We start from the raw sequence: 13,802 nt of genomic DNA, 5'->3' as shown, positions 1-13,802 counted from the left end.
ACAAAACGCTACATTTTGTATAAATATCCTGCAATGCGTTTGTTTTTACCGCTCTGGTGTTTATTTAATGTTAATTTTGTGTCTCAAGTGTGTACAGGTCGGTTTGACCATGTAACCCCCCCTCTGTATATGTTTGCCTGCTAAATAATTTAGTGTGTCAGCTCAAGCAATTTATGAGCTGTTTAGAATTAAATCAGTGGGAATCATATGCAACCTTGCAATAAGAAAATCGCACACTTGAAGAAAAGTTCAGTAGCCGTACTTACAGCCTTGTATGTCGGCGCTACAGGCTATGCTGCGGCAGAGCCTGGCTTTAACAAAGTGTCAGATAAAGGCTTTTATCAGCCAACATTTACAGCTGAAGATATCGCGAATTATCAACAAGAAAAACAAATCGAAGATCATCCAAGCTTACTCAAAGGAAGTGCTCAACGCTTAAACCAGCACTATCAAAGTCAGCAGCCGGAACATGTTTTTCAACCTCAAGATGGGGTGACAGGCATTCAAACATACATTGTGCAAATGCATGATGAACCTGTAGCAAGTTATCAAGGTAATATTCAAGGTTTCAGCGCTACAGCTATTACTGAATCTCGCTCTTTAATGGTTAAAGAGCGTATTGATACAGCGTCGCAAAGTGTGCGCGCGTATCAAGGTTTTTTAAAGCAACGTCAAACAGCAGTATTAAGTAAGGCGCGTGCAAGAGGTGCCAATATTGCGATTAAAAAGCAATTTACTCTTGCAAATAACGCGGTAGTGGTCGAAATGACACAAGCTGATGCAGAGCTACTTGCGACACAATCAGGCGTAAAGCGTATTACTCCTAACCGTATTTTTGAATTACGCACAGACCGTGGTCCTGAGTTTATTGGTGCTGATCAATTATGGCAGGGTGCAACACCGGCTTCATCGGTAGGTGTTAAAGGTGAAGGTATGGTTGTAGGTATTATTGATACAGGTATCAATACAGACCATCCTGCATTTGCAAGCGACGAAGAGTACAGTGAGAAAAATCCACTAGGTGCAGGTAACTTCGTAGGTGACTGTGAGGAAGAACCTGAGCTATGTAATGACAAGCTAATTGGTGTTCGCTCGTATCCAGAAGTCACAGCAATGAATGCTGATTATCAATTTGCACGTGCAGATCGCCGCCCTGAAAATGGTGAAGACTATAATGGTCATGGCTCTCACACAGCAAGCACTACGGCGGGTAATTACATCGAAAACACGCCGCTTCAAGCTGCAACCGGTGAAAAAGTAAGTGATGGTGAAAACTTACCATTTACGTTTGAAAGTACCAGTGGTGTGGCACCTCGTGCGCATATCATTTCGTACCAAGTTTGTTATGCAGGCCGTTCTGGCGATCTTTACTCAGGCTGTCCTGAATCAGCAATTTTATCTGCATTTGAAGATGCGATTGAAGATGGTGTCGATGCAATCAACTTCTCAATTGGTGGTAGCGAAAGCTTCCCATGGGAAGATCCAATGGAAATGGCTTTCTTAAGTGCACGCGAAGCAGGTATTTCAGTGGCAGCTGCAGCGGGTAACTCGGGTCCTTATTATATTTCAGCGGATCATACATCACCGTGGGTAACCACTGTTGGTGCATCAACTCATGACCGCGTGATGGATTTAGGTGTTAAAACCATAAATAACTTCCAAGGTACTCGCACGCCTTATGCTGGTGAGTATACAGGTAAGAGTTTCTCTGGCGGTATTACTGGCGAAGTTGTTCTTGCTGAAAAATACGACGATCCTAATGAAAGTGATGGTTACGATGCAGCAAGCTGTAACGCACCTTTCCCTGCTGGCACGTTTACAGCTGACCAAATTGTAATATGTTTACGTGGTGACATTGCGCGTGTTGATAAAGCAAAGAACGTGGCAGCTGGTGGAGCGGGCGGCTTTATTCTACAAAACATTAGTTCTGCAGAGAGCCTTGTTGCTGATAACTATGTGATCCCAGGTATTCACTTACCAGCAAATGCACGCTATACAATTCGTAATTGGGTTAATGCTAACCCTGATGGCGCAGCTATTGCGACAATTGGCGAGCCAGAAAATAACTATTCATTTGATGAAGAGGCAGGTAATCAACTTGCTATCTTTAGTTCTATGGGGCCAAGTTATTACATCAATAACCTTGTGCCAGACGTGACTGCACCAGGTGTTGATATATATGCTGCGAATGCTGATGACCAACCATTTACAGCTTATCCAAGTGCTTCTGATTGGACTTTCATGAGCGGTACCTCAATGGCTACGCCACATGTTACGGGTGCAATGACGCTAATGATGCAAATGCACCCAGATTGGACGCCAGCAGAAATTCAATCAGCGCTAATGATGACGGCAAATAAAGTACGTATTTCTAACGGCGTTACTTTAATTGACCCATACTACAACTTCATGGCTGGTGGCGGTGCGATTGACGTAGCACAAGCTGCAAATGCGGGTCTTATCATGGATGAGACTATTGAAAATTATCATAATGCGAACCCGCGCAATGGTGGTTTAGTTGAGTGGTTGAACCTACCTTCTTTAGTTAACAATGACTGTGAGCTTGAATGTACGTGGATGCGAACAGTTAAAGCAACAAAAGATGGTACTTGGGATGCAACTGCTTATGGTTGGGCTGTTGAAGGTGAAGAAGAAAGCTTTGGTGTAGAAGTTAGCGTAACACCAAGTAATTTCACACTTCAAGCTGGTGAAACACAAGATGTGATGGTTACTATGAAGTTGCCAAATATCATCGAATCTAAGCTTGATCCTGTTGAAGAAGGTGCGCCTTGGGACAATATCTTAAATAAAGATGCTTGGTTCAACGGTAAAGTGTTATTCAAGAACACTGATGGCGACTCGCCTGATGCTCATTTCACATTAGTTGCGAAAAACGTCATTGATGAGCTACCAACCATGGTTGATATCGATATGGCACGTGCAAATGCATCAGAATCAATCGTTGTTAATACCGATAGCTACAGTGAATTTACGCCGACTTATTATGGTCTAGTAAAACCAACTGAGGTTACCGCAAATATCTTAGGTGTTGCACCTTATGTGACAAAAGACCGCGTTGAAAAAGCGTGGGATATCCAGGCATTTGAAGTACCAGAAGGTACAAAACGCTTAATGGTTAAAGTTGCATCTACCGAGCAAACGACTGATTTAGAAGATCTTGCTGAGCCTCGCTGGCAAATGAAAAAAGCACACTTGGTTGTGGGTTATGATGCTAATGAAAGCGGCTCATTCATGGTGTCTGATGAAGAGATTGCGGAAGATTCTACTGCACTGATCAAAGCGCTAAATGAAGAGATGATTTGTTATTCTTCAAGTAGTGTTGAAGATAACTACTGTAACATTATTGACCCTAAGCCTGGTAAATACTGGTTTGCGACTGCAGCTCTAGCAGGTTTACGTGATGTTGGTTACCAAACAGTGACGCATTACGCCATTGTTAAAGAGCAAAATACCGGTGAATTCAGTGTATCAGCGCCACAGCAGCACAGCGGCAATGGTAACTATGAAATTGCTGTAAATTGGGATTTACCAGATGCGCAACCGAATGATGTTTATTATGGCGGCTTTGCATTAGGTAATGCTGCGGGAGCTGAAGGCACCCTTGGTTTCACATCGGTTAATTTAAAGCGTGATGCCCAAGCACTTACTTTAAATGTTGACCAAGACACAGCTCGCGCTATGGACTTAGTTAACGTTAATGTAAAACTTAAAGCCAACTATGAATCTAAAGCGCGTGACTATTCATTGTCTTTGACGATTCCTGATGGCATGCAAGTTTGGCCTGAAACGCTAACTTCAAACAATGAAGAAGTTGCAGCTTCGTTAGTTGTAGAAGGCAACACGTTAACTATTCAAGGTACACAAGACGCAACGCGTAACGTACAACGTGATTATGTGGTAACTAACAACATCACTAATGAGATGTGTAAAACGCCAATGATTGATGAATTCTCGACAGGAGGATATATCGATTTATGGGGTGATTTCCGCATTCAACCTGAAGCTGCTTGGTATGAAGGTGGCTCAAATGTGTACTTTGATGTGCCAATTGATTGGTTATTCTATAAAGAAGGTGCGAAGTTTGAAATTTACAACCAAGTAAATAATAACGAAGTACGTTTACACCCAACAGGTGCAATGCAGTTCACACCTATTTGGTGGATGATGAGTGCACACCGCGGTCCTGGTTTCTTAGTTGAAGCGCTTGCACCATTCTGGCGTGGCTCGTTTGAAATTGAAAACCTTCGCCATCCAACGGATCCAACAGGTCTAACAATTGCTTCTCAGTATAAAGAAGAGCGTCCTGACTTAGGTGATCTCGTATTCATGGAATTCGATAATGTGACTGATAAATACACAGGCGACACGTTTGACTATGAAGTGATTTTACGTAGTGGTATCGATGACCATGAAGGTATGTTCGAAGCTATTTTTGCTTACGATAACCTAGGCGCAGGTGTTGATGAAGGGACTATCTTTATTGAAGGTGGTGATAGTGTTTACTCTACAACTGCCGGCTTTAAAGACGGTGCATTAAGCAATGTGGTTGGTTATGACGACCTTGGCAAGATCTTACAAGATGACTTAGTGATCTGTTTTGATTATGTTGGCCCAGAGCAAAGTGAAGTTGAGTTTAACTTTACTGCTACGGTTATGCCTGATGCGAAAGGTTCTGTGCAAGATATCACCCTTGATTACCAACTAGGTAGCCAAGAAGGTGGCTCGTTAATGCACTCAATCGGCGTACAAAGCAACCTGAAAATGAGCGACATCGCTGATATGACGGTAGCAGAAAATGGCCGTATCGATGGTGTTGATGTGATGGTTGTTGATGCAGACCAGTCGCCAAATGAATTAGTGGTAACCGGTGAGAATGTTACGGCTGAAGTTGACGGAATGTCGTTTAACTTAATCCCTGATGCACATTTCCATGGTGAAACAATGGTGACTGTTACAGTACAAGACAAAGCAAACCCAGCAGACAAAGTAAGCAAAGAATTCTTGCTTATGGTTGAGTCTGATGGTGTAGAGCTCGGCTGTACTGATGCTGCTGCAACTAACTATGATGCGACTGCGAATGAAGATGATGGTAGCTGTGAATTCGCTTCACAAGTAACACCAGAAACTGAAGCTGAAACAAAGAGCTCTTCAAGCGGCTCATTAGGTCACTTCATTGTGTTACTCCTGCCATTACTTGCACTTCGTCGTCGTAAGTAATAGCGATAAAGGCTCAGTTTATTGAGCCTTTCATAGCAACGAGACTGATTAAATTGCTATACAAATAAAAAACCGCGTAAGTTTACACTTACGCGGTTTTTTCGACTTATGCCTACAGCCTATTATTTTTTCACTTTTGCATTGGCAAATGCATCTGCAAAGGCATTACCCATGGCAACATTGCCAAATTCGCGTTTTTGCTTAGGTGCGCTTTTCGCTTTCGCAGCTGGCTTAGGTTTGCTAGCGGGTGCAGCTTTATTGCTAGTATCAACATCATCGTCTAAACGCATGGTAAAGCTAATACGTTTACGCGCAGCATCTACTTCAACTACTTTTACTTTTACAATATCGCCAGCTTTAACCACTTCACGTGGGTCAGAAATAAACTTGTTAGTAATAGCAGAAATATGCACTAAACCATCTTGGTGTACGCCCACATCAACGAAGGCACCAAAGTTAGCAACGTTAGACACTACACCTTCTAAAATCATACCTGGTTTTAGGTCGTTAATGGTTTCAACACCGGCTTTAAATTCAGCTGTTTTAAACTCAGGACGCGGGTCACGACCCGGTTTATCAAGTTCTTTGATAATGTCGGTAACCGTTGGTAAACCAAATTTTTCGTCTGTGTAGTCGTTTGCAACGAGCTTATTTAGGATGTCAGAGTTACCAATTAGGCTGTTTACATCTAAGCTGTTCTTCTCGCAGATACGCTTAACAACCGGGTAGGCTTCAGGGTGAACTGACGAGTTATCAAGAGGATCTGAGCCTGTGCTGATACGTAAGAAACCGGCAGCTTGTTCAAAGGCTTTAGGCCCTAAACGTTCAACTTTTTTAAGTTCAGAGCGTTTGCTAAATGAGCCATTCGCATCACGGTAGCTAACAATGTTTTGTGCTAACGTTTTGTTTAAGCCAGATACGCGAGTAAGTAGTGGCACTGACGCCATATTTAGGTCTACACCTACTGAGTTTACACAGTCTTCAACCACTGATGTTAGCGTTTGACCAAGTTGGCTTTGCGATACATCGTGCTGATATTGACCTACACCGATTGATTTAGGCTCAATTTTTACCAGCTCAGCAAGTGGATCTTGTAAGCGGCGTGCAATAGACACAGCACCACGTAGTGAAACATCAAGGTTAGGGAATTCATTAGCGGCAAACTCAGATGCTGAATAAACAGAAGCGCCTGCTTCACTAACCATCACTTTATTAAGTTTAAGCTCAGTGTTGGCTTTAATCAGTTCTGCTACTAATTTGTCAGATTCACGTGAAGCGGTACCATTACCAATAGCGATTAGCTCAACTTTATGCTGGCGGCATAATTGCTCAAGAGTACGAAGCGATTTATCCCAATGATTTTGTGGTGCGTGCGGGAAAATCGTTTGTGTTGTTAACAGCTTGCCTGTGCTATCTACGACAGCAATTTTACAACCAGTACGTAAACCAGGATCCAGACCTAACGTGGTGCGTGGACCTGCAGGTGCGGCCATTAATAAATCTTTTAAGTTCTTAGCAAAAACGTCAATTGCGCCGGTTTCTGCTTTTTCGCGCATTGCACCTAAAAATTCATTCTCAAGGTGAAGGCTTAACTTAATTTTCCATGCCCATTGCACTACGCCCATTAACCAACTGCTTGCAGCAGAATTGCTAACATCTAAGCGATAATGATCGGCAATCATTTGTGCACACACTTGCGCCGGGTTTTCTGCGCTTGGCTCAGGGTTGATACTAAGTTGTAATACGCCTTCATTACGAGCACGCAGCATAGCAAGTGCACGGTGTGATGGTACTTTTTTAAGCGGTTCTTGATGCTCAAAGTAGTCGCGGTACTTTACGCCTTCATTTTCTTGGCCAGCAATTACAGTACTTTCAATCTGACCATGTTGTGCGATATGACTACGGAATTTAGCTAGCAATTTTGCGTCTTCAGCAAAGCGTTCCATTAAGATAAATTTAGCGCCATCTAGCACCGTTTTATTATCTGCAAAGCCTGCATCAGCATTAATGTAGTCACCTGCTTGTTGTTCTGGGTCGAGGCTTGGGTTGTTAAATAGCGCATCGGCAAGCGGCTCAATACCCGCTTCAATGGCAATTTGCCCTTTTGTACGACGCTTAGGTTTGAAAGGCAGATATAAATCTTCAAGCTCAGTTTTACTGTCAGCGTTATTAATATCAGCACTTAGCTCGGCTGTTAGTTTGCCTTGCTCTTCAATAGTATTAAGGATAAAGCTACGGCGCTCTTCTAATTCACGTAAATACGATAAGCGCTGTTCAAGTAAACGTAGTTGCGTGTCATCTAAGCCACCAGTTACTTCTTTACGATAACGGGCGATAAAAGGAACTGTGGCACCTTCATCAAGTAATTTGATTGCAGCAACAACCTGTGGTTGCTGGGCACTTAGCTCTGTTGCTAAGCGTGCAGAGATATTGCTCATGCATAAACCTTTTTAAAAATAGAAAATCAGTAAAACTGAAGATTAATTGCCTGAATAATATCACAATAAGAAGGCCTTAAAAGCACTGCTTTTAAGGCCTGCAAAAATAGTCTTACACAACGCAGATTTTAACGCTTAGTGCGGGTGATCAACCTGCTGTAATACTTCGCTAAAGCCATTAGCAATTGGGTTGATATTAACAGGGATATGTAATTTTTTAGCGATCTCTCGAGCTGAAATCAAACCACATATTTCTTGTTTAGCACTGGTTACTAATAAGAACATCATACCTTGGTGTTCCATGGTTTGCAGTGCATCGCCAATACTTGCGTAGCTGATGCTTTGTAGGCTCACACCAGCTAAGCTGCTAAGTGGCGTCATTACATCGTGTAAAGTAATTTCGTCACGGTGTAAGTTCAAGCGCTGTGCAAGGATCATAATTTTTGAGCTTTGCAGATCAGCACTAGAGGTGATGCCGAGTAGTTTATCTTCGCTATCAACCACTAAAATAAAATCTGAGCAACAGCTATTTGTTTGCTTTAAAGCATCAACAATAGTGGTGCCGTAATGTGCACGTAAAGGGTCTTTTTTAGTAAAGCTATTAAGTACTTTTAAAGCTGAAGAAGTGAGATCTAGTGTTGGCTCAACTTCATTCACTGCATTAGATAATGCGCCATTAGAGATATCTTGAAGACGTAATTCTTTGAAATTATTCATTTTGGTCACCATACATTTTAATAAAACTGAAATAGAAAATTTGAGTTAATTAAAAAGCAGGTGGCCCTCGCTGGTGCGCGCTATAAACAGACACCTTATTACAAGGGTGAACATACGAAACCACACGTACATCTGGCAGTGGTTGGGCTACATTAGCAATGAACGCAGGAGTATGTTTATCGAGGTCGGTATCTAAGTTGGCAGGGTCTGCACTATCACACGCAATAAAGTGAGCGGTTGGCGTAACACTGTCTGAATGGCTTTCTATATCACTGGCGTAAGATATCAAACTCACACTAATTAATAGTGCGAATACAATGGCATTACTCATTATGCGTTGTATTGCGTTTGACATACTTACTACCTTCTAAAACTCAAGTAATGATTTATCTTGAGTACCTTTAGTTATAGATCACATTTTTAGACTAAACAATCACTAATTAACGCTTTCTGAATTTTCTGGCAAAAATTATTTCGCATCCGGATAAGTTATCTCGTTGATATACCATTCTTTTGCGCCTTCAGGCGTGTTCACCGAAAAATCATCATCAACCTGTTTGCCAAGTAGCGCTCGAGCCATAGGTGCATCAATCGAAATGTAATCTTTGCGCTCGTAAATTTCGTCGGGGCCGACAATACGAAAGCGCTTTTTTTCGCCCTGTTCATTCTCAATTTCGACCCAAGCACCAAAAAACACTTTTCCCGCTTGCTGTGGGTTGTAGTCAACAATTTTAAGATCTGGCATGCGTTTACGAAGATAGCGTACACGGCGATCTATCTGTCGTAAAACACGTTTATTAAATTGATAATCGGCGTTTTCAGAACGGTCGCCTAAGCTTGCTGCCCAAGTAACAATTTTGGTAATTTCAGGGCGCTTTTCATGCCATAAGTAGTCATGTTCTTGTTGTAATTGCTGATACCCTTCTCGGGTTATTAAATTTGTCTTTGCCATTTTATTCAGCCTAAAAAGAAAACCAGCCGCAAGGTATAAAAGTCTTTTACCTTTGTCGAGTCGGATTTTGAAATGTTCAGTAACAATCTAAGCGCGTAATTCGTTTTTTATTCTTAACTTTTTCATTTATATTAATAAGTAACATATTACAAAAAGAATGAAAGTTATGGGACACGAAACGACAAAAGTATTGGTTGTTGATGACGATATGCGCTTACGTAGCTTGCTAGAGCGTTACCTTGTAGAACAAGGCTTTATTGTTCGCTCAGCAGCAAATTCAGAGCAGATGGATCGCTTATTAGAGCGTGAAAACTTCCATTTGATAGTATTAGATTTAATGTTGCCAGGTGAAGATGGATTATCAATTTGCCGTCGTTTACGTCAAAAAGAAAATGACATTCCAATTGTAATGCTTACAGCCAAAGGCGATGAGGTTGACCGTATAATCGGTTTAGAGCTTGGTGCTGATGATTACATTCCTAAACCATTCAACCCACGTGAATTGTTAGCGCGTATTAAAGCAATTTTACGTCGTCGTGCTAAAGAAGTGCCAGGTGCGCCTGCTGCCGAAGAAAACGAAATTAGCTTTGGCGACTTCACGCTAAACCTTGCGACCCGCGAAATGAGCCATGGTGATAAAACAATGTCGTTAACCAGTGGTGAGTTTGCGGTATTAAAAGCGTTAGTGACTCATCCACGTGAACCGCTTAGTCGCGATAAACTGATGAACTTAGCGCGTGGCCGAGATTACAGTGCGCTTGAGCGCAGTATCGATGTTCAGGTTTCACGCTTACGCCGTATGATTGAAGTGGATGCTGCTAATCCTCGTTATATACAAACAGTATGGGGCTTAGGCTACGTATTTGTGCCAGACGGTGAAAAATAACAGTAATGGGCATGTTTCCACGTAGTGCGTTTGGACAAACGGTATTTTTGGTTGCAGCCCTGCTGTTAATCAATCAAATTGTCTCTTATATCACGGTTAGTTTTTATGTTGTTAAACCAACTATAGAACAAGTAAACCTGATCCTATCTAAACAGGTGAAAACCGTGTTTATTGAATGGGAAGAGGGCGTTGAGGTAAGCAAAGAAGCCTCTGACAAGTTTTTTGAGATCACCGGTATCGAAGTGATGACCCAGCGCCAAGCGATGAGTGAGGGGTTAGCTGAAACTCGTGAGTACTCAATGCTATCGCGGAGCATGTCGAAAGAGCTTAATGGCTCTGCTCGGGTACGAATAAGCCAAACCGATCCACTGGTTTATTGGGTTGAAGCACCGCAAGCACCGGGTTATTGGGTGCGTGTGCCGCTCACAGGCCTACAAGAAAACAACTTAAAGTTTTTAACTTTTTATTTATCGAGTATTGGCTTTTTAAGTGTACTCGGTGGGTGGTTGTTTGCCCGCCATCTAAATAGACCTTTAAAAGCATTGCAACAAGCTGCTGTGAAAGTAGGCGTGGGTGACTTTTCTACCAAATTAGAAGAGCAGGGCTCTACAGAAGTCATTGAAGTAACCCGTGCGTTTAACCAAATGTCGCGTGGTATTGCAGCTCTTGAGAACGACCGTCGGTTATTAATGGCAGGTGTTTCCCATGACTTGCGTACACCGCTTACACGTATTCGCCTTGCCACCGAAATGATGTCGGACGATGAAGATTACCTGCGTGAAGGGATCATTCATGATATTGAAGACATGAATGCCATTATCGACCAATTCATTGAATACTTACGTCATCACAAACGTGAAGAACTTGAGCTAGAAGATTTAAACGCGATTGTTTCAGAAGTTGTCGAAGCTGAACAAAAACATCACCGCACTATTACCTTTAAAGAGAATCCGAGCTTAAGCGAAGTGCCAGTGAGTATGGTAGCAATAAAGCGTGTTGTTACTAATATGATTGAAAACGCAATTCGCTATTCAGATGGAGATATAGAGGTCGAAACCCGCGTGAGTAGTAATAAAAAGTTTGCCATGGTCGTGGTTAACGATCATGGCCCAGGGATCCCTGAAAGCGAACTTGAAACTGTATTTGAACCGTTTAAACAAGGTGATGCTGCTCGCGGTAGCGAAGGCAGTGGCTTAGGCCTTGCGATAATTAAACGTATTGTCGATATGCACGGCGGCCGAGTACAACTACTTAATCGCCCAGAAGGTGGCCTCAGCGCGCAAATCTATTTGCCTTTTTAAAAGTATTTAGCTTTAAGCCTTAAGCTATAAGTTTCAAGCAGCCCGAGTGGGCTGCTTTTTTATGGCAATAAAAAAACGCGACATCAAATGCCGCGCTTTTCATAATTTTTTAGCAACTAGCAACTAGCAACTAGCAACTAGCAGCTTACATCGCTTTAAATCGAATCGCTGTGCCGCCGCTGGTGGCAAGCTTTAACGTTAGCTTATCATCAGCAGTCACTATGCGTTTTTCTACTTTTAAGTCGTAAGGGTTATTTACCCATTCAGCTTTGTCACCGTCACGGTAGATTTGCGCTTCAAACTTTTTACCTTTATCTAAGAAGTCTAACTTCACTTCTAAAGTGCGAGCTTTTTCGTCTGTAACAGCACCTAGATACCAGTCGTTACCTGAGTATTGATCACGCTTGCGTTCTTTACGCGCAAATACAACGAAATCGCCAACTTCACCTTGTAGTGCAATACTTTGTTGCCAATCAGTTGGTACATCCTGAATAAACTGGAATGCATCTGGCTTCGCTAAGTAGTTACGTGGTAAATCTGCCGCCATTTGAATTGGGCTGTACATTACAACATATAGCGCTAATTGCTTCGCTAGGGTCGTTTGTGGGCGATTGGTATCAGCACCTAAACCGTTAAAGCCCATATCAAAAATACCTGGCGTAAAGTCCATTGGGCCTGCAAGCATACGGGTGAAAGCAAGCATTGGAATGTGCTCTGGTGGGTTCGGCGGTGTACCCCATGCGTTAAACTCTTGACCACGGGCACCTTCACGAGCAATCCAGTTCGGGTATGTACGACGTAGGCCGGTATCTTTCACAGGCTCATGCGTGTTGATACTAATTTTATGTTTTGCAGCAAGTTTTACGTTGTGTAGGTATTCATTAACCATGAACTGACCATCGTGCCACTCTTTGCGTACAATGCCGTTTTCATCGATACGCTTGATGTTACCACCGTCGGCGACATAACCTGTTTTAACTTGGCTTACATTTGATTTTTCGTATAACGCAAATGCATCTTCCATTTGGTTACGGTAGTTGGTCACATTGCCCGAAGTTTCGTGGTGACCAATTAATTGTACGCCTTTTTCTTTGCCGTATCGTGTCAGCTCTTCAATATCAAAGTCGTCGTAAGGTTGTGTGAAACTAAACACGTCACCGTTATAAAACCAGTCGCCATCCCAGCCAATATTCCAACCTTCGACTAACACACCATCGAAGCCATATTTAGCAGCGAAGTCCATGTAATATTTAGTGTTTGCCGTGGTTGCACCATGGATTTTACCGCTACCCCAAGAATTTTCTTTGATGTGCATACCCCACCAAATACCTACGTATTTACCTGGTTTAACCCAAGATACATCACCCAGTTTATTTGGTTCGTTTAGGTTTAAGATGATATCTGAGTTGATTAAATCAACGGCTTCATCACCAATTTGAATTGTACGCCAAGGAGTATTAAATGCGCCTTGTTTTTTGACCGCTACACCGTCTGACCAAGGTGTTAAATCGGCTTGGAAAGTACCATCACGACGTTGATTTAAAACCATGCCTGCATAATCAACAAGGGCGGCTTCGTGAATACTGATATGCACACCCTCTTTATTTTTTATAGTAAATGGTGTGTGCACAAGTGCCGCTTTATGAAGTGGGGTGGTGTTATAAACATATTCATAACGGTTCCAACCACGAGCGGGGATCCACCAAGCCGTTGCATCTGATGAGTCTGTAATAGCAAACTCTGTAAGCTCTTTAGTGATTTCTACATCATCATAGCCAGCTTGTTTTGGTAATTCGTATCGAAAGCCGACACCATCATTAAAAGCACGAAAACGTACCGTAAACGTGCCACCTTGTGGTTGTGGCTTTTTAAAGGTAACAGCGACTTCGTTATGGTTATCAACTACCGTTTGGCGTTCACCCCAAGGTTGCTCCCAGCTGCTTTTTACCGAATCAGTGGTTTGGCTGCTAATTTTATAACCTTCACTCATTGCTGGTTGTTGTTTAAAAGCAAGCCCTAACGAAGAGTTAGCAATGACTTGTTTACCGGCAAAGCTGATTTCGTAGCTAGGTGTGTGTTGCTCATCTGAGATAGTTACTTTGATCTGCCCATCAGGTGAACTGACGGTTGTGGTTTGTGCTAGGCAAGTACCTGAAAAGGCTGCTAACATTAAGGCAGTTAATCGCATTGTTGTTCCTTGGCGGCTTATGGTTATGGATTGTTGTCATGTATTCACTTATATCCTTAAAGCATAAAGTGACTTGCTGGTT

Annotated in this window: 8 protein-coding genes; 3 read left to right on the top strand and 5 right to left on the bottom strand. The window is 42.4% G+C overall.

The genetic code is table 11. The features are described from left to right. Positions 1-207 precede the first annotated feature (207 nt). Positions 208-5,238, top strand: a complete 5,031-nt coding sequence (locus VRK28_RS10555; RefSeq protein WP_332393898.1) for a S8 family serine peptidase — start codon at positions 208-210, stop codon at positions 5,236-5,238. 122 nt (positions 5,239-5,360) lie between these two features. Here the strand turns inward: VRK28_RS10555 and VRK28_RS10550 are convergent, their stop codons facing one another. The 4 genes from VRK28_RS10550 to greB form a co-directional block, all read right to left on the bottom strand. Continuing rightward, entirely contained in the window at positions 5,361-7,676 is a 2,316-nt protein-coding gene (locus VRK28_RS10550; protein ID WP_304636975.1) for a Tex family protein, read from the bottom strand. Positions 7,677-7,811: 135 nt separating this feature from the next. Next, a complete protein-coding gene (locus tag VRK28_RS10545; RefSeq protein ID WP_058586152.1) occupies positions 7,812-8,393 on the bottom strand; it encodes a CBS domain-containing protein in 582 nt (193 codons plus the stop codon). Positions 8,394-8,442: 49 nt separating this feature from the next. Further along, a complete protein-coding gene (locus VRK28_RS10540; RefSeq protein ID WP_332393897.1) occupies positions 8,443-8,748 on the bottom strand; it encodes a hypothetical protein in 306 nt (101 codons plus the stop codon). A gap of 114 nt (positions 8,749-8,862) precedes the next feature. Next, positions 8,863-9,345, bottom strand: a complete 483-nt coding sequence (gene greB / locus VRK28_RS10535; protein ID WP_332393896.1) for a transcription elongation factor GreB — start codon at positions 9,343-9,345, stop codon at positions 8,863-8,865. A 166-nt stretch (positions 9,346-9,511) separates the two neighbouring features. Between greB and ompR the strand changes: the two genes are divergently transcribed. Together ompR and envZ are read left to right on the top strand one after the other, a co-directional pair. Then, positions 9,512-10,231, top strand: a complete 720-nt coding sequence (gene ompR, locus VRK28_RS10530) for an osmolarity response regulator transcription factor OmpR (protein ID WP_054554428.1) — start codon at positions 9,512-9,514, stop codon at positions 10,229-10,231. A 5-nt stretch (positions 10,232-10,236) separates the two neighbouring features. After that, positions 10,237-11,532, top strand: a complete 1,296-nt coding sequence (gene envZ, locus VRK28_RS10525; protein WP_054562852.1) for a two-component system sensor histidine kinase EnvZ — start codon at positions 10,237-10,239, stop codon at positions 11,530-11,532. Positions 11,533-11,677: 145 nt separating this feature from the next. Here the strand turns inward: envZ and VRK28_RS10520 are convergent, their stop codons facing one another. After that, the gene (locus VRK28_RS10520) at positions 11,678-13,720 is read right to left on the bottom strand and encodes a glycoside hydrolase family 97 protein (RefSeq protein ID WP_332393895.1); all 2,043 of its coding nucleotides are present in this window, start codon (positions 13,718-13,720) and stop codon (positions 11,678-11,680) included. Between the last annotated feature and the right edge of the window lie 82 nt (positions 13,721-13,802).

Origin of the sequence: Pseudoalteromonas sp. P80D2 (assembly GCF_036680945.1) — a bacterium.
Taxonomy (GTDB): domain Bacteria; phylum Pseudomonadota; class Gammaproteobacteria; order Enterobacterales; family Alteromonadaceae; genus Pseudoalteromonas; species Pseudoalteromonas shioyasakiensis.
This window is presented reverse-complemented; position numbering and strand designations above follow the sequence as displayed.

Excerpts from the sequence above, each read along its gene's own strand:
- VRK28_RS10555 (WP_332393898.1), top strand. The coding sequence starts at position 208 with ATGCAACCTTGCAATAAGAAAATCGCACACTTGAAGAAAAGTTCAGTA.
- ompR (WP_054554428.1), top strand. The coding sequence starts at position 9,512 with ATGGGACACGAAACGACAAAAGTATTGGTTGTTGATGACGATATGCGC.
- VRK28_RS10545 (WP_058586152.1), bottom strand. The coding sequence starts at position 8,393 with ATGAATAATTTCAAAGAATTACGTCTTCAAGATATCTCTAATGGCGCA.
- VRK28_RS10540 (WP_332393897.1), bottom strand. The coding sequence starts at position 8,748 with ATGTCAAACGCAATACAACGCATAATGAGTAATGCCATTGTATTCGCA.
- greB (WP_332393896.1), bottom strand. The coding sequence starts at position 9,345 with ATGGCAAAGACAAATTTAATAACCCGAGAAGGGTATCAGCAATTACAA.
- envZ (WP_054562852.1), top strand. The coding sequence starts at position 10,237 with ATGGGCATGTTTCCACGTAGTGCGTTTGGACAAACGGTATTTTTGGTT.
- VRK28_RS10550 (WP_304636975.1), bottom strand. The coding sequence starts at position 7,676 with ATGAGCAATATCTCTGCACGCTTAGCAACAGAGCTAAGTGCCCAGCAA.
- VRK28_RS10520 (WP_332393895.1), bottom strand. The coding sequence starts at position 13,720 with ATGCGATTAACTGCCTTAATGTTAGCAGCCTTTTCAGGTACTTGCCTA.